This window comes from Bifidobacterium eulemuris (assembly GCF_014898155.1).
GTDB classification, from domain to species: Bacteria; Actinomycetota; Actinomycetes; order Actinomycetales; family Bifidobacteriaceae; genus Bifidobacterium; species Bifidobacterium eulemuris.
Genome location: NZ_CP062938.1, coordinates 764,218 through 785,096 on the forward strand (window position 1 = coordinate 764,218; position 20,879 = coordinate 785,096).

Here is a 20,879-nt window from a genome sequence, read left to right on the forward strand (position 1 = left end):
AGTGACGTGTTCTAGGGAGGGCATGATGAGTGAGCTAACCAACGCCATGGCCGACATCGTCGTCGGTGTGGATGGGTCCGATGAATCCTTCGCCGCGCTGAAATGGGCGTTGAAGGAGGCCGGTCTGTCCGGCCAGAAGGTCAACGCCGTGTTCGGCTGGACGCATTCGTGGGATATGGGTTCGGAGCCGGACAGCGACGAGGCGTGGGCCAAGATCCGCCATGAGATCGCCGCGGAGCTGCGCGAGTGGGTCGATAAGGCCTCCGCCGGCATCGATTTCGATCCGGAGAACCTCAAGCTCACGTCGGTGAAGGCGTCGGGCACGTCGGCGCTGCTGCAGATCGGCGCGAACGCCCAGCAGATCGTGGTGGGTCGCCGTTCGCTGGGGCGTGTGATGCGCTGGTTCATGGGTTCGTTGTCGGCTTCACTCGCGGAGGAGGCGCAGGTGCCGGTGACGGTGGTGCGCATCATGGACGACGAGGACGCCTCGGTGCAGGATGAGATCGCCAACGCGCTGACCCCCACGGACGTGACCGTGCATCATGTGCAGCCCCAGCAGCCGCCGATCGAGGGCGTGCGCCCCGTGGTGGTGGGTGTGGACGGTTCGCCCACCTCGCATCACGCGTTGCGTTTTGCCGCCAATGAGGCGCATCTGCACCATGCGCCGTTGAACGTCATGTTCTGCTGGCAGTTGAAGGATCTGGGCACAGTGCCCGGCTATGAGAACGCGGTCGCGCCGGTCGAGGCCGGGCAGCACCGCGCCGAGGAGATCCTCACCCGCATGGTGGCGCAGACCGAGATCCCCGCCGATGTGCGGGTCACGACGAACGCCTTCCATATTCCGGCGTCCAAGGGCCTGATCGCGGCCTCGCGCTATGCGAGCCATCTGATCGTCGGCTCGCGTGGCCTGTCCGGCTTGGACGCGCATTTCCTGGGCTCGGTGTCCAAGCAGATCGTGAACTTCGCCGAGTGCACAGTCACCGTCGTCCACTGACGCTCAGAACGACGCCCTCGCATTCTAGGCGAGGGCGTCGCTTCCTCTTTCATCGTCCCAAGCGAGAAGGCGGTTACTCTTCGGTCGCCGTGTCGGGATCCTCCACCGAAGCCGTCTCGTCATCAGCTTCAGGGGTGATTTCATCCGACTCGTCGGAGTTGTCGATTTCATCGGACTTATCCAACTCGACCGGCTCATCAGAATCGTCAGTCTCATCGGATTCGCCAGAATCGTCGGCTTCATCGGATCCATCGGAAGATTCATCGTTTTCAGCCAGGTCGATGATGGCCTCCACGGCCGGCTCGTCGCCGTCCGTTTCGGGCGCGTCCTCATCCTCCACGGCGGAGGCGGGCACGGCCTGCGCCTCGATATCCGCTTCGGTGGCCTCGGTGGCCTCCTCGTCCAGCTCCTCCTCGATCAACTCGACCTGCGCGCGTTCCTCACGCGGCGCCTGGGCCACCACGTCGATATGCAGATCGTCGTAGGCGGGTTTGGACTGCACCCACAAACGCCCCGGTTCGGGCGGCTCGATCTCGGAATGTTCGCCGCAGCCATGGTCGAGCGAGACCACACGTCCGTCATCCGGACTCCACTTGTTGGCGCATACGCCGAACATCAGATTCAGCTCACCCTGCAACGGCACGAAGAAGCCGCAGGTGGAGCACAGATTGCCGCTGGCGGTTTTGGTCGACAGCGATTTGGGGCCGCGCGGCCCCTCATACCAGCGTTTGGCCGTTTGGGCGCGCCCCAACGGGGTAAGCACGCGACGGCGAGACAATTCGAAGGCCTCGACGGCCTCGGCCACATCCTCGGGAGAAGTGACGGATTCAGCCTCACCCGCAGTCTCGGAATCACCTGCGGTCTCATCCGCGGATCCGGAATCGTCCGCAACCGGGCCCTCATCCGCGCTCTCCCCCGCAGCTCCCGCCTCCAGACGCGAATCGTCGGGGTCGGTGCCGATCGCATCGGTCGGCGAAAGATCGGTGGGCTCCAAACGGTCCTTCCACGGAATCCACGCCGGCGGCATCAGCGCCTGGTCGGTGGGCACCAGCGAGGATTCGTTCACGGTCCAGTTGCCGAGCTCCTCGTCGTGGTACAGCGTGACCGACCACTGCCAGCCCTCATACCCGCGGATATTCGACTGGAACCGATAGTCGGTGACATGGTCGTCCAGCGGCACGGCGGTGACGAAGTCGCCCACATGCTCGGGCTCGTCGGCGACCTCAATCGCCACCGCCCGCGCGATGGACTGGGGGTCGAGTGCGGTATCGGTCATACGTTTCAGTCCTGTACGTCGAAGTTATCCGCCACGGCGCGCAACAGCGTGGCCAGCTTCTTGCTTTCTTGGGCGTTGGGGTAATGGTGGCGGCGCAACGTGTTGCCGGCGTCGTCCAACAGCTTGATCAGGTCCTCGCAGATCGCGGCCATATCATCGGGCTTGGGGCGCGTGGCTTTGACCAGCGAAGGGGCGGACGCCACCAGCGTCATCCCCATCACCTGCGGACCGCGGCGGCCTTCCACGACGGAATACTCCACCTTGGCGCCCTTGCGCAGCGTGGTGACGCCGGCGGGCAACGCGGTCGCCGGCAGGAACACATCCTTGCCTTCCTCACTGGTGATGAAGCCATAACCTTTGGCTGCGTCGAACCAACGAACTCGACCGGTGGGCATGTCCAGACCTCTCTTATCTCGATGCGAATAGAACCGACAGGCTATTCTACCTCACATCTCCTGACCGGCGCCACGTCGACGCTTTGGGCGAACCGCGGCGGCGGTCACGGCGGCGCTCGGCACCACCCGTTCGATGGGCAGCACCACGGTGAAGGTCAGGCCGCCGCCTTCGGTGGCAGTGGCGCAGATGAAGCCGCGGTGCGCCTTGACCACCGATTGCGCGATGGCCAGGCCCAGACCGGTGCCGCCCTTGTCGCGGGCGCGCGAGGGATCGGCGGTGTAGAAGCGTTCGAAGATCTGCGAGCGCGACTCGTCCGGCACGCCCGGACCATGGTCGGAGAAGCGGATCACAGCGTAACGGTAGCCGATGGGCATGGTGTCGGCCACTTCGGCGGCTTCGACGAAACGTTGCAGCGACTGGTCGCTGGAGGTCAGCCTCGCCAGCTGCTCCGGGTCGATGGCGGCCGCGAGCACGCCCAATCCCGCCTCGGCCGGGGAATCGGCCGGCGTGTAGCGATGGATGTTGCCCACGATGTTGGTGACGACCTGGCGCAGACGCGAGGCGTCTCCGGGCACCGTCACCTGGGGCATCGTCCCCTCGTCGAACGCCAGATGCGCTTTCTTCCCCGCCTCCGTCGTGTCCAGGCGCAGCGAGCCGAGGGTGATGCCGCGTTCGGGGTCGAGGGCATGCAAATCGTCGGTGGCGTCGCCCACCACGGAGGTGAGGTTCACTGTGCCGGTCACGTCGATGCCGCGGCCTTCGTCGAGACGGGCCAGTGATAGCAGGTCCTCGACGAGCACGGTCATACGCGCGCTGGATTTTTCGATATGGCTGATGGATTCGTCGGCGCGTTCCAACGCCCCTGGCAGGTCGCGCTGCATGGTGTACAGCTCCGCGTAACCGTGGATGGCCGCCAGCGGGGTGCGCAGCTCGTGGCTGGCGTCGGAGACGAAACGTTTCATCTTCTCCGTGGTCTCCTCCTGCTCGCGGAAGCTTGATTCGATGCGGGTGAGCATGGTGTTCAGCGAGGCGGAGAGCGAGCCGACCTCCGTGTTCTCCGGGGCTTCGGGCACGCGTTGGCTTAAGTCGCCGGCGGCGATTTTCGCGGCGGTTTTCTCGATGCGCTTCAGTGGTGCCATCGTGCGTTGCATCACCAGCGTGGCGATGGATCCGCCGAGCAGCATCACCGCGATGCCGACGATCACGCAGTATCGGGTGAGCGTGTTCATCGTGTCGATCTGGTCGCTTAAGGACAGGCCGATGTAGACGATGCCGCGCACCTGATTGTTCTCCACCCATTGCATGGCCAGCACGCGCCATGGCGCTCTGGCGGCGTTGAGGGTGGAGCGGTCCACGGAGCCGAGGACGCTGGTCAGCAGATTGGAGCTTTCGGTGCCGTCCGTCTCGCTGTCGGATTCGTCCGTGTCCGTGCCGGGGAAGATGATGCGTTGCACGATCGCCGAGGTGGTGAACGGCTCGCCGAGCGTGATGCCGGAGGTGTCGCCGTTGCTCGGCAGGGACGGCATGGAGACGATATCGTCCTTCAGGCGGGGCAGCAGCGCGATCACCGTTTTGGGATTGCCGTTGTCATCCACGGTGCCGTCGGTGTATTGGATCTGCAGAAAATACGAGTTCAGACCGCTGGTGCCACTGCTGGATTGGCTGAGCAGATCGATGTTGCGGAACACCAGATCGCGCTGCTGCACCAACTGCCGGTCGGTGCGCTCCAACACGTAGCTGCCGACCAACGTGCGGATCGACAGCGTGATGACGGAGATGCCGACCAGCATCACCACAACCGTGCACACCACAAGCTTGGTGCTCAGCGACACCCGGTCGAAATGGCCGAGGAACAAACGCTGGAACCAGTTGGGCGTGCGCGGCCGCTGCTTGGTCGCCTCGTCCGGAGTTGGCTGCTGCTGCGGCGTCGTCACGGTGCTCGCCTTAGCTCTTGGGTTCGCGGATCATGTAGCCGATGCCACGTTTGGTTTCGATCAGCGGAGTCACCTTGCGCTTTTCGCCGTTGTCGTCGGTGATCTCCACGCCGTCGACCTTCTTGCGCAGGTAGGAGATGTAGCTTTCGACGATGGCCGCGTCGCCGCCCCAGTCGTACTGCCACACATGGTCGAGGATCTGGGCTTTGGACAGCACACGGCCCTCGTTGTCCATCAGGTAGCGCAGCAGCTTGTATTCGGTGGGGCTCAGGTCGATGGGTTGGCCGGCGCGCGTCACGTCGTGCGAGTCCTCGTTGATCTCCAGGTCGGCCACGCGGATGATCGGATCGTCCTCGATCTGCTCGCGGGTGCGGCGCAGGATGGCGCGGATGCGGGCCACAACCTCTTCAAGGCTGAACGGCTTGGTGACGTAATCGTCGCCGCCGACGGTCAGGCCCATCACCTTGTCCTGGGTGTCGTCGCGCGCGGTGAGGAACAGCACGGGCGCGTCGATGCCCTCCTGGCGGATGCGGCGGGTCACGGTGAATCCGTCGATATCCGGGAGCATCACGTCGAGCACAATCAGGTCGGGCTGGACCTTCTCGATCACTTCGATGGCCTGGGAACCGGAGGCGGCGGTGCTCACTTCGAATCCCGCGAAATGCAGGGAGGCCACCAGCAGCTCACGGATGGACGGCTCGTCGTCTACAACTACAATCGATGCTTCAATAGGCTTGCTCATGGAATCAAGAGTGGTCCGTCTGACTGAGCGTTTCCTGAATGCCGTCTTGAAGTTCCGTATCTTCCTTCTTGACGTCCGATCCCGCATCGCCGGACGGGGGTATGGAATCCTCCCGCTCCTTCCGTTCGCCGTGTTTGCTCCGGCCGCTCCCCCGATGCCGCTTCGCCGAATGACGGCGGCGTTTCGCCGAATGGCGACTCCGCTTCGCATTGCGGCGACGCACCAGCACGACGGCCACGACCGCCACCGCCAGCACCGCCACCACGCACGCGGCGATGGCCACACCGAGCACGATCGGCTCATTGGACTTGCTGGTGTACAGAACGGTGATCTCATCCATCATGGCGATGGCCGACTGCGACCAGTTGGGTGTGCTTTCCATCAGCGGCTGCTGCGCGGCGTCGGACAGCGCGTCCACGGAGGTCTGGTTTTTAAGCCAATCCTCCGAGTTGGACGACACCGCCACCACGAGATTGCCGTCGTTGGAGGCGACGGCCAGCATCACCGTGTTGGGGTCCGGATCGAGATATTCCAGCACATCGCCGGCCCAGGTGGCGGGATCCTCCTCGCTGTTGAAACTCGACAGGTACATCAGACGCACCGTCACGCCGGTGGTTTCCTTGACCTGCGCGATGGCGTCGGTGACCTCGGCCACATGCGAGCCCAAAAGGTTTCCCGTATCGGTGATGTTCTCCGTCACCGTGATGCCGCTCTGGACGTCCTCCGACCCCTCCGTGCCCTCCGTCGACTCGTCCGCGAGTGCGCCGGGAGTTATCCACATACACAGCAGCGCCACCAACAGCGCGCAAACGGCCATATACAGCCATTTCGCAGCCCCCGAGCCTTGACGGGACACGCCGAAGGGCGAGGCTGGAACCACCATGGTCGTTTTTTCCACCGTGCGAATCGTTTCTGTCATATCCTCCACCTTAGCGGCCGGTGATGCCAACGCCGGCCGCCGAAAACGACCTTTGGCACGGAAAGGAACGGTCATGCCCCAGTATCAGGTGGATTCGGAACGCATCCAATCCTCATCGGCGGCGGTCTACGCCTCGATCGCGCAGATCAGACAGGCGGTGGGCGGCATGTACGCCAACCTCAACGAACTGCAGAACGTCTGGCGAGGCTCGGCGGCCACGCAGTTCACCGCCGTGGCGGCGCAATGGCGTACCGCACAACAGCAGATGGAGACCTCGCTGGAATCCATCCAACGCGCGCTCACCCAAGCCTCCGCCGTATACGCCGACGCGGAGACCCAGGCCTCGCGCCTGTTCACGGTCGGATGATCCGCAGGCGAACGGCCCGTGTGAAGACGGCCGTCCGACGCCGGATCCTCCGCCGGATACGATGAGGCCCGCCTTTGCGTCAAACGGCAAAGGCGGGCCTCATCATTCGTTCATCCACGCCGCGTCGCACAACCGCACGGCATGGCAGACGCTTGGGGTTTAGTAGCCCATATCGGCGCCCGGAGCGGCGGCGGCGGCCGGCGGTTCCGGCTTGTTGGCCACCACGGCCTCGGTGGTCAGGAACAGGCCTGCGATGGAGGCGGCGTTCTGCAGGGCGGAACGGGTCACCTTGACCGGGTCGGCGACGCCGGCGGCCAGCAGGTCCTCATACTCGTTGGTGGCGGCGTTGAAGCCGGTGCCTTCGGGCAGCTCGCGCACCTTGTTGAACACCACGTCGCCGGAGACGCCGGAGTTCTCGGCGATCTGCTTGATCGGGGCCTCGACGGCACGGAACACGATGGCGGCGCCGGTGGCCTCCTCGCCGGTCAGCGAGGTGACGGCGGCATCGGACTCGGCCTTCTTGGCGGCCTGGACGAGGGCCACGCCACCGCCGGGCAGCAGGCCTTCCTCGATGGCGGCCTTGGCGTTGCGCACGGCATCCTCGATGCGGTGCTTGCGCTCCTTGGCCTCCACCTCGGTGGCGGCACCGACCTTGATGACGGCCACGCCGCCGGCCAGCTTGGCCAGGCGCTCCTGCAGCTTCTCGCGGTCGTAGTCGGAGTCGGTGTTCTCGATCTCGGCGCGGATCTGGGCCACGCGGGCGGCGACGTCCTCGGCGGAGCCGGCGCCGGAGACGATGGTGGTCTCATCCTTGGAGACGATGACCTTCTTGGCGGAGCCGAGCACGGAGACGTCGACGGAGTCGAGCTTCAGGCCCAGCTCGTCGGACACCACCTGGGCGCCGGTGAGGATGGCCATATCCTGCAGCATGGCCTTGCGGCGGTCGCCGAAGCCCGGGGCCTTGACAGCGCAGGACTTGAAGGTGCCGCGGATGTTGTTGAGAATCAGGGTCGGCAGCGCCTCGCCGTCGACGTCCTCGGCGATGATCAGCAGCGGCTTGCCGGACTTCATGACCAGCTCGGCCACGTGCACGATGTCCTGCTGGGAGCTCACCTTGCCGGAGGTCAGCAGGATGTACGGATCGTCCAGAACGGCGGTCTGGTCCTCGGCGTTGGTCACGAAGTAGGGGGCGATGTAGCCCTTGTCGAAGCGCATGCCCTCGGTGAAGTCGAGGTCCAGGCCGAAGCGGTTGTTGTCCTCGACGGTCACGACGCCATCCTGGCCGACCTTGTCGAGCGCTTCGGCGATCTTCTCACCGACTTCCGGATCGGCGGCGGAGATGGTCGCGGTGGCGGCAATCTGTTCCTTGGTCTCGACGTCCTTGGCGGCGGCGACGAGTTCCTTGACGATGGTTTCGGTGGCCTTCTCGATGCCGCGACGCAGCGCGATCGGGTTGGAACCGGCGACCACGTTCTTCAGGCCCTCATGCACGAGGGACTGGGCGAGCACGGTGGCGGTGGTGGTGCCGTCGCCGGCGACGTCGTCGGTCTTCTTGGCGACTTCCTTGACCAGCTCGGCGCCGATGCGCTCATACGGGTCGTCCAGGTCGATCTCCTTGGCGATGGAGACGCCGTCGTTGGTGATGGTCGGCGCGCCGTAGGACTTGTCGAGCACGACGTTGCGGCCCTTGGGTCCCAGCGTGACCTTCACGGTGTCGGCGAGCTTGTCGAGGCCCGCGAGCATTCCCTGACGGGCATCCTCTTGATACGCAATGATCTTTGCCATGGTGTGTCTGTTCCTCCAAATGGCTGATGGACTGGTTCTCACCCGATGGACCGTGGGCCGTGGCCGCCGACCGTCAGCTGCCGGTTGTCACTCTCACGCCTCGAGTGCTAATTGAGGAGATTAGCACTCTCGATGCTCGAGTGCCAACATCGCCGACGGCGATTGCGCCGAGGGCATGAAAACGCCGGAAAAGAAAGGTCCCGGCCCGCCTTCGCGCGAACCGGGACCATACAAAAAGTCCATATCCGTCGAGAACAACCGACGATCAGAGCTGAGAGCCTTCGGCGGACCCGATTTTGACGACGTCCTCGGCCTGCGTGCCTTTGCCTCCGGCCGCGGGCTTGTATTCCACGCGGTCGCCCTCGTAGAGCATTTTGAACCTATTGTCGCTGCCGTCATCCTTGATTTCCGAGTAGTGCACGAACACGTCCTCGCCGCCGTCGTCAGGCTGAATGAATCCAAACCCCTTCTTGGCTAGGAAGAATTTCACGGTTCCCTGCGTCATAGTTGATCTTTCCTTCGTTCCCATGTTGCGCGACCAATGTCAGGGAACGTAGAAAGAACCGCATCGCGCTCCCCCTACCTCGCGACTGATGCCCCATTGTAGCGTGTCTCATGACGCATCACCGGGCGCGACGTTCGTCGTAATGTTTGAGCGCGAAATTGGATTCCGTTCGTCATAAATAATGAGCGCGAAATCCCGCGCGGCCCGCGTCGTTCGCGGGGATGCTTGCCTTATGGAAGGCAGACTGGACATGGCCACGAGAAAACGGCTGACGAACAGGTTCAAGGCGGAGTACGCCAAGGGCGACAAGAAACAGAAGGGCGAGATCCTCGACCGCCTCGAGGCCGTCGGGATGGGCAGGTCCACCGCCCGGCGGCTGCTCACGCAGGCGGAGAGGGAGAAACCCGTGAAAGGCGCGGCGCGGGGCAGGCGGCCGAAGTACGACGCGGGCGCGCAGCGGCTGCTGGAGCGCCTGTGGCTGCTCATGGGCATGCCGTGCGGCCCGTACATGAAGGCCATGTTCGACCAGTGGATTCCCGCGCTCCTGGCGAACGGCGAGCTCGACGGCATCGACGGCGACGCGCTGGACCAGGTGCTGGCGATGAGTCCGTCGACCATCGACCGGCGGCTCAGACCGCTCAAACAGGCCGCCATGCCGAAGGGCGCGTCGCTGACCCGGCCGGCCGCGGAGCACATGCGCAACTCGATCAGGATCCGCAAATGCACCGACGAGACAATCCGCGTTCCCGGCCTGGCCGAGGCAGACACCGTGGCCCACTGCGGGCCCAGCATGAAGGGCGAGTTCGCCCGCACCCTGACGATGGTGGACTACGCGACGAACTGGACCGTGAACGTCACCGCCCGCAACAATGCCAAATCCAACATCAAGGCAGCGGTCGCCACCGCCCTGCCGCTCTTCCCGTTTCCCGTCACCTGCTTCGACTCCGACAACGGCGTCGAGTTCATCAACGACGAGCTCGTCGACTGGCTGCTCGAACAGGACATCGAACAGACCCGCAGCCGCCCGTACAGGAAGAACGACCAGGCCACCGTCGAGTCGCGCAACAACCACGTCGTCAGGAAATACGCGTTCCACTGGCGCTACGACACCGCGCAGCAGCGCGAGCTGCTCAACCGGCTGTGGGCGAAGACCTACGTGCTGCTGAACCTGTTCACGCCCACCCGCAAGCCCGTGCGCGTCGACCAGGGGCGCGACGGGCGCAGGAAGACCGTGTACGACGAGCCCCGCACCCCGTGGGCGCGCGTGCTGGAGCACGACGCCGCCGACCGCGCCGCCGGGGGCGGCGGATACGTCGTCGACGACGCCCGCCGCCGCATCGAGGGGATCATCGCCGCCACCAACCCCGCCCGCCTCAACCGCGAGATCGCCGTCATCCAGGACGAACTCGAACGCGTCAGCCGGGACCGCACCGAGGCGATGGCCCGCCGCGCCGGCCTGGACATGGGATACTTGGGAAAGGCGATCGAACGCATGCGCGCCGACGCCGGACAAAACGACAAATAGATCGCAGGCACCGTTTCGCGCTCACCCATTACGACAAACGAACAACGATTACGCGCTCACTTATTAATGACGAACCTCGGGCGTGTCGGGATAAACGGGAGCGGGACCCCTTGCGTGAGGCCTCAGCTCAGCAGCATCACGGCGATGGGGGATGCGAGGCCGTCGGCCTGTTCGACGGTGGAGATGCCCAGCGTGGCCGCCACATCCTCGGCGGTGGCGCGGTCGGTTTCGTTCTGGTACCACACCACCGTGGACGCCGGAACCGTGCCCGACGGATTCTCCGCGGTGACGTTGGTGTATCCGGCGGTCTGCAGCACGGCCGCCTGCTGGGCGGCGTATCCCTGGATGCCGGTGGCGTTGACCACGCTCACGGCGGTGTCTTTGTTCACCGTGGCCTGGGTCTGGTCATCGGTGGTGGACTGGTCCTGCTGCGCGTCGTCGGAGGAGTCGGTGTCCGTTCCGGTCGTGCTCGAGTCCGTGCTGTCCGTGGTGTCCGAGGCATCCGAGGAATCCGCGTCGTTCGAGGAATCCGCGTCGCTTTGGTCATCGGCGGTCTGCGAAGTGTCGGCCGACTGCCATGGGAAGCGCACATTCGCCAGCTCGCCCGAGAACACGCCCCACGCGCCCAGGCCGCACAGAGCCGCGACCAGCACGACGATGAGATACGGCATCACGCGCGAGGCCAACGAACGCGGCCCGCGGTGCACGCCGACCGGACCTTTCGGCGGATTGTCGAACGCGTCCCTGTTGTAGTCCTCATACGTCGTTTTATCAGTGCGTGCCATAATCGTCACCCTTCCGTTCAAACTATCCACGAGTGTAACCGGCTTGGCCGAAATCATCATCTCACGGCACGCGGCATGCACCGGATATGCACGTTTTGCCCGATGCCTCTTCTACAGTGGAGCGTATGAACGCGCATGTCAAGTCGTTACGGCAGCTGATCGAACCGGGCTGGGCCCAGGCCCTGGCCGACGTGGAACCCACGGTGCACCGCATGGGGGACTTCCTGCGCGCGGAGACCGCCGCCGGACGCCCCTGGCTGCCGGCGAGCTCGAATATCCTGCGCGCGTTCACCATCCCCCTCGACTCGATCAAGGTGCTGATCGTGGGCCAGGACCCCTACCCCACCCCCGGCCATCCGGTGGGGCTGAGCTTCTCCGTGGCCCCCGACGTGCGGCCGCTGCCGAAAAGCCTGATCAACATCTATAAGGAGCTCGACGCCGACCTGGGGCTGCCCGCGCCCGCCAACGGCGATCTGACGCCATGGACCGAACGCGGGGTGATGTTGCTCAACAGATGCCTCACCGTCGGAGTCGGACGTCCCAACAGCCATCAGGGCAAGGGATGGGAGGAGGTCACCGAGGCCGCGATCCGCGCGTTGAACGCCCGGGTCGACGAGCAGGGACACCCTCGCCCACTGGTGGCGATCCTGTGGGGACGCAACGCGCAAAGTCTCGAACCGTTGCTGACGAATGCCGCCATCATCAAATCCCCGCATCCGAGCCCGCTGTCGGCCTCGCGAGGATTCTTCGGATCCAGGCCGTTCTCACGCGCCAACGCCGCGCTGGCCGCCATGGGAGCCGAACCGGTGGACTGGTCGCTGCCGGCCGCCTGAAGCGCCCGCAGAACGGACTGAAACGGTAGTATTCCGCCATTTTTCAGCTTCCGTCAGCAAGACTTGTTACCGTGGTGGGCATGGCTTTATTCCCCACGCAACCGCAGATGCCCCCGAAACCGGCCGTCGCGGCACCGGCCCCCGCGCCCGCGGCGCAAACCGCCGCCGCGCTTACCCCCGCCGACGTCAAACGAGCCCGCGCGCTGGCCGACACGATCCGCTCGCGTTTCGCGCTTACACTGGTCGGACAGACGAGTCTGCGAGAGTCCCTGATCGTCACCTTGGTCGCCGGCGGCCATGTGCTGATCGAATCCGTTCCCGGTCTGGCCAAAACCACCGCGGCGCAGACGCTGGCCACATGCGTTTCCGGCACGTTCAAGCGCGTGCAGTGCACGCCCGACCTGATGCCATCCGACCTGGTGGGCACACAGGTATTCGACTTCTCCACCCAGAAGTTCACCACGCAGATCGGCCCGATCCACGCGAATTTCGTGCTGTTGGACGAGATCAACCGATCCAACGCGAAAACCCAGTCCGCCATGCTTGAGGCGATGGCCGAAGGAGCCACCACCGTCGGAGGCCAGCGCATCGCCCTGCCACGGCCGTTCATGGTGATCGCCACCGAGAACCCCATCGAGGAGGAGGGCACCTTCAACCTGCCCGAAGCCCAGATGGACCGCTTTATGATGAAAGCCGTCATGACCTACCCCTCCGCCGAGGACGAGGCGCGCATGCTGGCGATGCTCACCCGACGCGGATCCGACATGATCGGCCCCGACACCATCACCGGTGAGCGCATCTCCCTGAACGATGTGGAGTTCCTGCGCACGGCGGCCCGACGCGTGCACGTCTCCGACGCGATTATGCGCTACGCGGTCGATCTGGCCGCCACCTCGCGCGGCGCGGGATCCCGCCCGATTCAAGGCCTCGCGTCGCTGGTGCGTCTGGGCGCCAGCCCGCGCGCCTCGATCGCGCTCACGCGCATCGGCCAGGCCAACGCGCTGCTGGCAGGACGCGACTATGTGGTGCCGGAGGATGTCAAGGCCTTCGCCCACGAGGTGCTGCGCCACCGCATCATACTCACCTTCGAGGCGCTGGCCGACGGCGTAAGCACCGACCAGATCGTCGACCGCATCGTCGAAACGGTTCCCGTTCCATGAGTCCAACCGGTAACGACGACCCGATCCGCAGGAAGATCGAGGCCCTCGGCACCCAACTGAGCCTGCCCACGGTCCGACGGGCGTTGGGCGTGCTGGAGGGCGAGCATTCCTCCGACCAGCGCGGCGGCGCGGACGACGCGCTGGATGTGCGCGTCTATGAGCCCGGCGACGAATCCCGCCTCATCGACTGGAAGTCGAGCGCGCGCATGGGCCGCCCCATGGTGGTGCAGCGCGAAAGGCCCTCGACCTCGCATGTGTGGCTGCTGCTGGATGTGGGGGTCCAGATGCGCGGCACCTGCGCCTCGGGCGAACGCGCCTACGAGGTGGCGGCCAACGCGCTGCGCATGTTCGCGGCCTTGTCGTTGCGCCGATCCGACGAGGTGTCGCTGGTGGTATGCCATGAGGCGAGCATCACCCGCATGCCGTTCAACGGCGGATTCGCCCAATTCGAACGCACACTGGACCAGGCGCTGGACCGCGAGTGGAACCATGGGCGCAATATCGACGCGATGCTGGACTACGCGCGCCGCATCAAGGACCGCGAGGCGCTGGTGGTGTTCGCCACCGACGAGCACGCGCTGGCCGAACGCCATCTGGAGCAGATCCGCCGCATCGCGCGCACGCATCCGATCGTGCTGATCGACGTGGCCACGATGAATCCCTTCCAACCGTTAAACGAGGGCCGCAAGTCTCCGTTGGACGGCACAAGCGGACGTCGGGTGCCCGCGTTTCTGCGCGACGCCCGGGCGGCGCGCGAGGTCGACACGCATCGCGAGTATATGGCCGCGGCGTTGGAGCGCGAACTGCGCAAAACGGGATCGCATATGATCCGCGCCGTCTCCAGCGAGCAGATGTTCTCCGCATTTGTGGCGATGATGTCCCGCGCGCTGTCGTATTCCACGCGCAACCATCTCAACGCCGCACCCGCGCTGAATCTGGCCGGCGCGGCCGTCACATCGGGAGGTCGGGCATGAGGGTCGTCGCCGCGGATCTGAACGAACTCGACACCGTCGGCGAATTGTCGCTGACCGCGCCGCTGCTGGCGGCTCTGATGGCCTGTCTGCTGGCGGCCGCCGTGCTGCTGGTTGCGGCGGTGGTGCTGTCGCGCCCACGCCGGGCCACGGCGAAATCCGCCCGCGGGGCGCACACCCACGCCACGGACAAGGCGGAGTGGCGCAAACGCATCGACGAGGTGACCCGTGCGTATGACGCGGGCGAGCTGTCTCGTGAGGAGGCGTTTGTGTCGTTGGCGCAGATCGCCCGTGAATTCGCGTCCTTCTCCAGCGGCCGTGACCTGGTCGCGAGCACGCTGACCGATCTGGCCGTGCAACGCGCCGGTTCCGCGCGTGAGGGATTGCAACTGCTGCGCCAGACCATCGAGGCGTTGTATCCGCCCGAATTCGCCGATGCCGCGGTGAACAGCCGCGCGCGCGGCGTCGAGGTGGACGAGGCCGCCGGTTGGGTGTCGAATCTGGTGGAAAGGTGGCGGCGATGAGCATGCAATGGCAGTGGCCGTGGGCCGCGCTGGCCGCCGTACTGGCCGCCGTGGCCGTCATCGTGCTGGCCGTGGTGTTCGCCACGCGCACGAAACCCGACGACGCGCACGACGATGCGGTGTTCTCGCTGGACGACGATCTCGCCACCGACGAAGCCTCGCGTCTGATGGGTCAATGGCGCCTGCTCGGCCGGATCGGCGTCGCACTGCTCGCCATGATGATCGCGGTGGCGGTTGTGTTGGTCGCGCGCCCCTTGCGCGTCGACCAAGGGCAGGAACAGACCAGCGGGCGCGACATCGTGCTGTGCCTGGACGTGTCCGGATCCACCTTGCCCTACGACCGCGAGGTGATCGACACCTACTTGAGTCTGGTGGAGAACTTCGAGGGCGAGCGCATCGGATTGAGTATTTTCAATTCGACCTCGCGCACCGTGTTCCCGCTGACCGACGACTACGAACTGGTCACCGACCAACTTACCAAGGCGAGCGAAGTGCTTGAGGGCGTGCAGTCGCAGGACGACATCGATCAGATGACCGACAGCCAATACCAGAGCGTCGCCGACTGGCTGGAGGGCACGCAGAACAAGCAGAACGCCACCTCGCTGATCGGCGACGGCGTGGTCTCCTGCGCGGCCATGCTGCCCGGATTCGCCTACGGCGAGGCGAACGAGACGAACGCCGAACGCCAGCGCGCCGCGTCGATTGTGCTCGCCACCGACAATGTGGTGTCGGGAGATCCCACCTACACGCTCGAGCAGGCGCTGGATCTGACCAGCAGCGCGGATATCACGGTCGACGGCCTGTATTCCGGGCCGAGCTCCAGCGAAGGCGACGAGGACACCCTCGCCATGCGCGAGCAGATCGAAGCGCACGGCGGCGTGTTCCTCACCCAGTCCAACGGCTCCTCGGTCGAGGAGTTGGTGCGTGAGATCCAGCAGCGCCGCGACGCCCAAAGCGACGAGGCGAGCAAAGCCGCCATGGTCGACGCGCCCGGCTGGTGGGTGCTGGCCCTGGTGGTGATGGTCGTGCTGTGGCTGCTGGCGGCTTGGAGGTTGCGTCGATGAGTCAGTTCACCTTCTCCCCCGCGCTCGGCTGGCCGGTCGCGATCGCGCTGGTCGCGCTGCTGTGCGTGATGGCCGTGGTTCAGGTGACGCTGCATGTGCGGCGTAAGGACAGCGACGAGACGCTGTTCGCCTGCGTGCGGCGCGTGCTGATCTGCCTGACGTTGGCGGTGATGGTGCTCACCCCCAGCGTGGTCTCCTCCACCACCAGCCGCGCGGTGAACGCCACCGATGTGGTGGTCGCCGTCGATGTGACCGGGTCCATGGCCGTCACGGACGCGCACTACGGGTCCGACGAGACGGTCAGCCGGCTGGACGCGGCCAAACAGGCCGTGCATGACCTGACCGAACAGTATGCCGACGCGAGCTTCGCGGCCCTGCGGTTCGGCGCGTCCGCGACGTTGGACGTGCCGCTGACGCCCGACTCGCTGGCGATCGACAACTGGGCCGACACTCTGTCGGTGGAATCCACTTCGGTTTCGGCCGGTTCCAGTCTCGACGCGCCGATCGACCAGCTGCTGCTCACGTTGAAATCGATTCACGACCAGCATCCCGATGACGCCATCATCCTGTATCTCATCACCGACGGCGAGCAGACCTCGACCACGACCCGACGCACCTTCTCGTCGCTGCGCCAATATTTGGACGACGCCTTCGCCGTGGGCGTGGGATCCACCGAAGGCGGGCGCATCCCGCTGGTCTCCGACGGCGTGGGCGACGTCGATTCGGATACTGAGAACTGGGTCACCGACCCGGATACGGGAGAGCCCGGCATCTCCGCCATGGACGAGGCCACACTCGCCGAACTCGCGGACGAGATGAGCGGCAGCGTCATCATCCTGTCCGCCGAGCAGACATTGGCGAACGGCGTTTCGGCGGAAGCGTCGGATCAGTGGCGCGTCACCAGCACCACCAAGGAGCGCCTGCGCACCACTCCGGTGGTGTGGCCCGAGGCGATCGTGCTGCTGGCGTTGCTGGCCATGGAGGCCGGCGCGTGGATCGCCACCTCAAGGAGGCTGATATGAGCCATATGGGCAAGTCCTCTTCCCCTTCGCAGCGTGAGTCGCAGGCGTCCCGTGCGTCGCAGGTGTCCCGCGCTCCGTTGGGCGTACGCATCGCGCTGATCGCGGCGGCGGCGGTGCTGGCCGTCGCCGCCTGCGTGGCCGCGGTGAATCTCGCCGCCGTGCTCACCTTCAACGCGGCCACCCGCAGCCTGCAGGAGAACCTCGCCTCGGCCTCCGAGGAGACGGTCGACTACGACACGCTCAGCGCCCTGCAGGAGCAGACCGACGCCCAATTCGACGAGGCGAACACCTTCCGTCCGTTGCTGCTCAGCCAGATCCGCGAGGCCATCGACGCGAACAGCGAGACCTCGTACGCGCTGACGGTCCACGCCCGCGAGCAGCTCGACCAGCAGCAGAACGGCTCCTCCGACGATGCCGACACCGACTCGTCGGATCAGGACTCGTCGAGCACCAATCAGGGCGGCGGTCTGACCGAGGAGCAGCGGGCCCAGGTGGAGGAGCTGTTGCAATCCAATCAGTCGTCCAGCGGATCCCAGGATTCAGACGCTTCGGATTCCGACGGCTCATCCGACGAGACCGACGGCACCACCGGCACGCAAACCGCCAAGCCATGGTGAGCACTCGATGTCGTGATTTCACCCGCATAGCATGATGCCGTGGATGACGGGCGCCCGTCGCCCACGGCATCATGCGCACCAAGGTCTATGACGCGTCACGCCTCGTAATGCCATTCGTCATGCCATTCGAGACTGGCATTGCCGCCGCCGATGCGAATCGGCAGCCATAGCGTGGGAGAATTGCCCAGATCGTCGGGATTCCAACGATCGCCGATGTACAGGAACTGCCCATCGGGCAACGGCAGCACCAGATCGCATTGGGAGTCGAAAGTGCGCGAGCCTTCCGGAGTGAACGGCCTCCAATCGCTCCACGGGCCTTCAATGGCCGGCGCGGTGGCGAACATATTGTCGTTGCAATCCCAGCCGGTCAGCTGCGAGCCGAACCAGTAGTACAGCCCTTCATGGCGGATCATGGTCGGAGATTCGTACCCAAACGCATAGTCGGTGCCTTTGAGGCACACGACGTCCTCGACCACGCTGTGGTAGTCGGCGGACAGACGATAGATGTGCGTGCCGTGTTCGCGGTCCTCGGACAACAGGTAGCCTTCGCCGCCCTCGTCTTGGAACACACCGATGTCGCGGCTGATGTTGCCGAACGGCTGCATCGAGAACAGGAATCGGAACGGACCGAGCGGATCGTCGGCCACGGCCACGGCCACATGCGCGTAGCTGTAGTCATGGCGTTCCGCGTGAACGTACATCACGTATTCGCCGGTGGACGGGCACCGCAACACTTTGGGACGTTCCGCGATGGTGTCCGCCGCAAGCAGTCCCTCGTCACGAACCGGCAGCACGATGCCCCGATTCGTCCAATCCTGCAAGTCCGGCGAGGTGTAGCAGACGACGCCTTGGAAGAGATTGCCCTTCACCTTGTTCTCGCCGTAGGCGTAGTACAGGTCGCCGAACCGTTGGATGCCCAAACCGTGGAGCTGGGCGACCTCCCCACGGTCGTCATGCGCCAGACGGACGCCGGACATGGTCACTGTTGTCATTATGAAGCCTTTCATGTGGTCGGAATGTCGATGCCACGCCGCTCGAGGATGCCGGTACGGCACCATGCGGCGATCGGCGCCCGATTCCGCGGGATGCCGAAAATGCCGTCGCAGCCGCTGCGATAATCGCTTTGCCATTGACGGACTTTCATCTTCTCCTTTGAATGCTCGATTATTCGGATGGAACGCTGCGGCGGGAACGCCGCAGAGATCAACCACGACCACGGAGTTCCCCGTTCCCTTGGAAGAATCGTCCCTTCCATTGATGTTGACGTTAACATGTTGATGATGTTAACGTCAACATCCATACGAAAACCGCGTTTCGTGGCCTTGCTGAGGATTGATGTTTCATGCGTTCAATCTTTCATCCAACACCATACGCGCCGAAGCATTGGGGATGATCCCGCTCACGCAATTCCAAGACGCGTGACAGTACGTCATGGCGACGATGTGGATAACTTCGAGGCTCGGACCACATAACCCGTTCCGGCTGGACAACGGCACCCGTTTCCCTTTTGACTGGAATCATGAACGCCTTACCCATACCCCAGTCGTATTCGCCTTGGTCGGGACTCGCAGGCAACACGGTGACGCCCTTCGACTCCTCATGCCCGTGCCATGCGGCGGTCCAGTCCAGCCGGGATCTCATCGCCGTCGCGGTGCGCTCCACAGAAGCCGCGATCGAACGCGCCGCGACGGCCATCGCGCAATCACGCGACATCTCATGGCAGGGCCACGCGGCCACGCTGTTCCGCATGCGGCTCGATAGCGTGGCGCGCGAGGCCGCCGCGCTATCGGACGAAATAGACGCCACCATACGGATTTCGCTGTCGGCGGGTGCGCCATGAGCTGGCAAGTCACTTCGCATATCTACGGCGGCAAAGGCTTCGCGCCCGCCACCGTGGAGGAATACGCCCGCATCGCCCGCGCGTTGGACAGCGAGGCCTGCGCGTTGGGTGCGCTGTCGGCCTCATGGAGTTCCACGGGTGTGCAGCTCGGTTCGCATCGCGCCAGCGCGCCGATGTGCCCCACGCTCGCCTCGGGCGATATCACGGTCGTGGACGCGCGGCATACGACACTGCCCTTCACGACCTTGGCCGCGCGCTGCTCGGACCATGCCGTCGAATGCCGGCGCTTGGGCGACACCCTGGCCGATATGGCGCAATTATTGATCCGCGCCCACTCACTGTACGCCGATGCCGAACTCGCCTCGCGCCGCATCCTCACCGAAGTGGTGCAGGTGGGCACCCAACTCAAACCCGGCTACGCGGCCGCCGGCACGGGCGCGCTGGCGGCCGGCGGACTGCTCGCCGGATGGGCCGTTGAAGGCAGGCCGAATCCCGCATGGATGTCCACCACCACCTCGCGGTTCCAGGAGGGCGTGATGTCGGGCATCGGCGCGAAGGTCGGCGGCGTGCCGGTCGGCATGGGTCTGGCCCGCACCAACGAGGTCAACACGGCGGCGGGGCGCATCGCCGGCGTATCCGCACCGGTGAAGAACCTCGCCCAAGGCGACCGACTGCATGTGCGCGAGGTCGCCTCACGCACGCCGGTGGTGCGCGCCAGCGCGTCGGTGGGCGAATCCTTGGAGAATCTGCGGAGGCTCGCCGAGGAGCGGCTGGGCAAGGTGGATCTCGACAGCGGACTCGAATACGCCACCATCGCCATCCAGCGCTATGAGCGGGCCGACGGGTCGAACGCCTGGCTGGTCACGATCCCCGGCACCGATGGGAAGCCGGATTCGCCGTTCGGATGGGCGCAGAACGTGGAGTTGATGAGTGCCGACGCCGAGCGGCGCATGCGCGCGGACAGCGCCCGCATGGTCGTGGAGGCGATGGAGCAGGCGGGCATCGGAGCCGACGAACCGGTGGCGCTGATTGGACATTCGCAGGGCGGCATCGTGGCCGCTGCCATCGCCGCCGACAAGGCCGACGACTACAACATCCAGCATGTGGTGACGGCCGGTTCACCGGTGGCCAACCATCCCATCGGCGAGCACACATGGGTCACCAGCATCGAAGTCGACGACGAGCTCGTGGCCGCCTTGGACGGGGCGGAGAATCCCGCCACCGACAACTGGCTGACCGTGCGCGGGACCGTCTCCCTTGCGCCGGCCGCAACCGAAGCGAGCGTCGACGAGAACGGGTCGTGCACGCCGGGCTCCACGCCGGTCGCCGGGTCGACGCCGTTCGACGCGGCACCCGTCTTGGGGTCCACCACGCAACGCGAACTGAGCCATTGGCTCAAATACCATCAGGCGGCCTACCAGAACGCCACCGACTTGGGCTCGCCCGCGCTGCAACGGCACGAACAACATTTCCAAGAAACCATCGCCGGCGAACTCAAGGAGACCCGCTACTTCGAAGGCCGCATGACCCGTTCCGCCACCCTAGCCCCAGCCGAATCCGACTCCCCCGCCTAAGCCCCGCCCACCAAACCGTCAATCCCACACTTGCCAATTTTGTCAA

Annotated in this window: 22 protein-coding genes; 12 read left to right on the forward strand and 10 right to left on the reverse strand. The window is 65.1% G+C overall.

From position 1 onward, the window contains the following. Positions 1-25 precede the first annotated feature (25 nt). Positions 26-994: a universal stress protein gene (locus tag BE0216_RS03350; RefSeq protein ID WP_094636959.1), complete on the forward strand. Its 969-nt coding sequence runs from the start codon at positions 26-28 to the stop codon at positions 992-994. A gap of 73 nt (positions 995-1,067) precedes the next feature. Here BE0216_RS03350 and BE0216_RS03355 read toward each other — a convergent pair whose 3' ends face one another. The 5 genes from BE0216_RS03355 to BE0216_RS03375 form a co-directional block, all read right to left on the reverse strand. Further along, complete coding sequence (locus BE0216_RS03355; protein WP_094636951.1) at positions 1,068-2,270, reverse strand: DUF3027 domain-containing protein; 1,203 nt, start codon at positions 2,268-2,270, stop codon at positions 1,068-1,070. A gap of 5 nt (positions 2,271-2,275) precedes the next feature. Then, positions 2,276-2,665, reverse strand: coding sequence for a cold-shock protein (locus tag BE0216_RS03360; RefSeq protein WP_094636952.1), 390 nt, complete (start codon positions 2,663-2,665; stop codon positions 2,276-2,278). A 51-nt stretch (positions 2,666-2,716) separates the two neighbouring features. After that, complete coding sequence (locus tag BE0216_RS03365) at positions 2,717-4,456, reverse strand: HAMP domain-containing sensor histidine kinase (protein ID WP_094636960.1); 1,740 nt, start codon at positions 4,454-4,456, stop codon at positions 2,717-2,719. 154 nt (positions 4,457-4,610) lie between these two features. Beyond that, entirely contained in the window at positions 4,611-5,342 is a 732-nt protein-coding gene (locus BE0216_RS03370; protein ID WP_094636953.1) for a response regulator transcription factor, read from the reverse strand. 4 nt (positions 5,343-5,346) lie between these two features. Further along, positions 5,347-6,261, reverse strand: a complete 915-nt coding sequence (locus tag BE0216_RS03375) for a TPM domain-containing protein (RefSeq protein WP_094636954.1) — start codon at positions 6,259-6,261, stop codon at positions 5,347-5,349. Between the two features lie 73 nt (positions 6,262-6,334). On the opposite strand from BE0216_RS03375, the gene BE0216_RS03380 reads away from it, so the two are divergent. Continuing rightward, positions 6,335-6,628, forward strand: coding sequence for a WXG100 family type VII secretion target (locus tag BE0216_RS03380; RefSeq protein WP_094636955.1), 294 nt, complete (start codon positions 6,335-6,337; stop codon positions 6,626-6,628). 159 nt (positions 6,629-6,787) lie between these two features. Here the strand turns inward: BE0216_RS03380 and groL are convergent, their stop codons facing one another. After that, on the reverse strand, positions 6,788-8,413 hold the full coding sequence (groL, locus tag BE0216_RS03385; RefSeq protein WP_094636956.1) for a chaperonin GroEL: 1,626 nt from the start codon (positions 8,411-8,413) through the stop codon (positions 6,788-6,790). A 265-nt stretch (positions 8,414-8,678) separates the two neighbouring features. Continuing rightward, positions 8,679-8,918 carry a cold-shock protein gene (locus BE0216_RS03390; protein ID WP_094636957.1) on the reverse strand — a complete coding sequence of 80 codons (240 nt, stop codon included), beginning with the start codon at positions 8,916-8,918 and terminating at the stop codon, positions 8,679-8,681. A gap of 250 nt (positions 8,919-9,168) precedes the next feature. On the opposite strand from BE0216_RS03390, the gene BE0216_RS03395 reads away from it, so the two are divergent. Continuing rightward, entirely contained in the window at positions 9,169-10,443 is a 1,275-nt protein-coding gene (locus BE0216_RS03395) for an integrase catalytic domain-containing protein (RefSeq protein ID WP_226805655.1), read from the forward strand. A 122-nt stretch (positions 10,444-10,565) separates the two neighbouring features. On the opposite strand, the gene BE0216_RS03400 is transcribed toward BE0216_RS03395, so the two are convergent. Beyond that, a complete protein-coding gene (locus BE0216_RS03400) occupies positions 10,566-11,228 on the reverse strand; it encodes a LytR C-terminal domain-containing protein (protein WP_094636919.1) in 663 nt (220 codons plus the stop codon). Positions 11,229-11,353: 125 nt separating this feature from the next. On the opposite strand from BE0216_RS03400, the gene BE0216_RS03405 reads away from it, so the two are divergent. From BE0216_RS03405 to BE0216_RS03435, 7 genes are all read left to right on the forward strand, one after another. After that, a complete protein-coding gene (locus BE0216_RS03405; RefSeq protein ID WP_094636918.1) occupies positions 11,354-12,061 on the forward strand; it encodes a uracil-DNA glycosylase in 708 nt (235 codons plus the stop codon). An 80-nt stretch (positions 12,062-12,141) separates the two neighbouring features. Next, positions 12,142-13,221 carry an AAA family ATPase gene (locus BE0216_RS03410; protein WP_094636917.1) on the forward strand — a complete coding sequence of 360 codons (1,080 nt, stop codon included), beginning with the start codon at positions 12,142-12,144 and terminating at the stop codon, positions 13,219-13,221. Beyond that, positions 13,218-14,195, forward strand: coding sequence for a DUF58 domain-containing protein (locus BE0216_RS03415; protein WP_094636916.1), 978 nt, complete (start codon positions 13,218-13,220; stop codon positions 14,193-14,195). The genes BE0216_RS03410 and BE0216_RS03415 overlap by 4 nt, the downstream gene beginning before the upstream one ends. Next, positions 14,192-14,716, forward strand: coding sequence for a hypothetical protein (locus BE0216_RS03420; protein WP_094636915.1), 525 nt, complete (start codon positions 14,192-14,194; stop codon positions 14,714-14,716). The genes BE0216_RS03415 and BE0216_RS03420 overlap by 4 nt, the downstream gene beginning before the upstream one ends. Further along, positions 14,713-15,780, forward strand: coding sequence for a vWA domain-containing protein (locus BE0216_RS03425; RefSeq protein ID WP_094636914.1), 1,068 nt, complete (start codon positions 14,713-14,715; stop codon positions 15,778-15,780). The genes BE0216_RS03420 and BE0216_RS03425 overlap by 4 nt, the downstream gene beginning before the upstream one ends. Next, a complete protein-coding gene (locus BE0216_RS03430; protein ID WP_094636913.1) occupies positions 15,777-16,802 on the forward strand; it encodes a VWA domain-containing protein in 1,026 nt (341 codons plus the stop codon). Before BE0216_RS03425 ends, BE0216_RS03430 begins: the two co-directional genes overlap by 4 nt. Beyond that, entirely contained in the window at positions 16,799-17,419 is a 621-nt protein-coding gene (locus tag BE0216_RS03435) for a DUF6466 family protein (protein ID WP_094636912.1), read from the forward strand. The genes BE0216_RS03430 and BE0216_RS03435 overlap by 4 nt, the downstream gene beginning before the upstream one ends. Before the next feature lie 95 nt (positions 17,420-17,514). On the opposite strand, the gene BE0216_RS03440 is transcribed toward BE0216_RS03435, so the two are convergent. Beyond that, positions 17,515-18,411, reverse strand: a complete 897-nt coding sequence (locus BE0216_RS03440) for a family 43 glycosylhydrolase (RefSeq protein WP_094636911.1) — start codon at positions 18,409-18,411, stop codon at positions 17,515-17,517. Between the two features lie 11 nt (positions 18,412-18,422). Continuing rightward, positions 18,423-18,563, reverse strand: coding sequence for a hypothetical protein (locus tag BE0216_RS03445; protein ID WP_158217213.1), 141 nt, complete (start codon positions 18,561-18,563; stop codon positions 18,423-18,425). Positions 18,564-18,938: 375 nt separating this feature from the next. Here BE0216_RS03445 and BE0216_RS03450 point away from each other — a divergent pair, with 375 nt between their 5' ends. Both BE0216_RS03450 and BE0216_RS03455 read left to right on the forward strand, forming a co-directional pair. Next, entirely contained in the window at positions 18,939-19,259 is a 321-nt protein-coding gene (locus BE0216_RS03450; RefSeq protein WP_094636910.1) for a hypothetical protein, read from the forward strand. After that, on the forward strand, positions 19,256-20,833 hold the full coding sequence (locus tag BE0216_RS03455) for an alpha/beta fold hydrolase (RefSeq protein ID WP_094636909.1): 1,578 nt from the start codon (positions 19,256-19,258) through the stop codon (positions 20,831-20,833). Before BE0216_RS03450 ends, BE0216_RS03455 begins: the two co-directional genes overlap by 4 nt. Positions 20,834-20,879: the final 46 nt, after the last annotated feature.

Excerpts from the sequence above, each read along its gene's own strand:
- BE0216_RS03425 (WP_094636914.1), top strand. The coding sequence starts at position 14,713 with ATGAGCATGCAATGGCAGTGGCCGTGGGCCGCGCTGGCCGCCGTACTG.
- groL (WP_094636956.1), bottom strand. The coding sequence starts at position 8,413 with ATGGCAAAGATCATTGCGTATCAAGAGGATGCCCGTCAGGGAATGCTC.
- BE0216_RS03435 (WP_094636912.1), top strand. The coding sequence starts at position 16,799 with ATGAGCCATATGGGCAAGTCCTCTTCCCCTTCGCAGCGTGAGTCGCAG.
- BE0216_RS03415 (WP_094636916.1), top strand. The coding sequence starts at position 13,218 with ATGAGTCCAACCGGTAACGACGACCCGATCCGCAGGAAGATCGAGGCC.
- BE0216_RS03410 (WP_094636917.1), top strand. The coding sequence starts at position 12,142 with ATGGCTTTATTCCCCACGCAACCGCAGATGCCCCCGAAACCGGCCGTC.
- BE0216_RS03360 (WP_094636952.1), bottom strand. The coding sequence starts at position 2,665 with ATGCCCACCGGTCGAGTTCGTTGGTTCGACGCAGCCAAAGGTTATGGC.
- BE0216_RS03450 (WP_094636910.1), top strand. The coding sequence starts at position 18,939 with ATGAACGCCTTACCCATACCCCAGTCGTATTCGCCTTGGTCGGGACTC.
- BE0216_RS03365 (WP_094636960.1), bottom strand. The coding sequence starts at position 4,456 with ATGCTGGTCGGCATCTCCGTCATCACGCTGTCGATCCGCACGTTGGTC.
- BE0216_RS03400 (WP_094636919.1), bottom strand. The coding sequence starts at position 11,228 with ATGGCACGCACTGATAAAACGACGTATGAGGACTACAACAGGGACGCG.
- BE0216_RS03420 (WP_094636915.1), top strand. The coding sequence starts at position 14,192 with ATGAGGGTCGTCGCCGCGGATCTGAACGAACTCGACACCGTCGGCGAA.
- BE0216_RS03395 (WP_226805655.1), top strand. The coding sequence starts at position 9,169 with ATGGCCACGAGAAAACGGCTGACGAACAGGTTCAAGGCGGAGTACGCC.
- BE0216_RS03355 (WP_094636951.1), bottom strand. The coding sequence starts at position 2,270 with ATGACCGATACCGCACTCGACCCCCAGTCCATCGCGCGGGCGGTGGCG.
- BE0216_RS03405 (WP_094636918.1), top strand. The coding sequence starts at position 11,354 with ATGAACGCGCATGTCAAGTCGTTACGGCAGCTGATCGAACCGGGCTGG.
- BE0216_RS03380 (WP_094636955.1), top strand. The coding sequence starts at position 6,335 with ATGCCCCAGTATCAGGTGGATTCGGAACGCATCCAATCCTCATCGGCG.
- BE0216_RS03455 (WP_094636909.1), top strand. The coding sequence starts at position 19,256 with ATGAGCTGGCAAGTCACTTCGCATATCTACGGCGGCAAAGGCTTCGCG.
- BE0216_RS03445 (WP_158217213.1), bottom strand. The coding sequence starts at position 18,563 with ATGAAAGTCCGTCAATGGCAAAGCGATTATCGCAGCGGCTGCGACGGC.
- BE0216_RS03440 (WP_094636911.1), bottom strand. The coding sequence starts at position 18,411 with ATGACAACAGTGACCATGTCCGGCGTCCGTCTGGCGCATGACGACCGT.
- BE0216_RS03370 (WP_094636953.1), bottom strand. The coding sequence starts at position 5,342 with ATGAGCAAGCCTATTGAAGCATCGATTGTAGTTGTAGACGACGAGCCG.
- BE0216_RS03430 (WP_094636913.1), top strand. The coding sequence starts at position 15,777 with ATGAGTCAGTTCACCTTCTCCCCCGCGCTCGGCTGGCCGGTCGCGATC.
- BE0216_RS03350 (WP_094636959.1), top strand. The coding sequence starts at position 26 with ATGAGTGAGCTAACCAACGCCATGGCCGACATCGTCGTCGGTGTGGAT.
- BE0216_RS03375 (WP_094636954.1), bottom strand. The coding sequence starts at position 6,261 with ATGACAGAAACGATTCGCACGGTGGAAAAAACGACCATGGTGGTTCCA.
- BE0216_RS03390 (WP_094636957.1), bottom strand. The coding sequence starts at position 8,918 with ATGACGCAGGGAACCGTGAAATTCTTCCTAGCCAAGAAGGGGTTTGGA.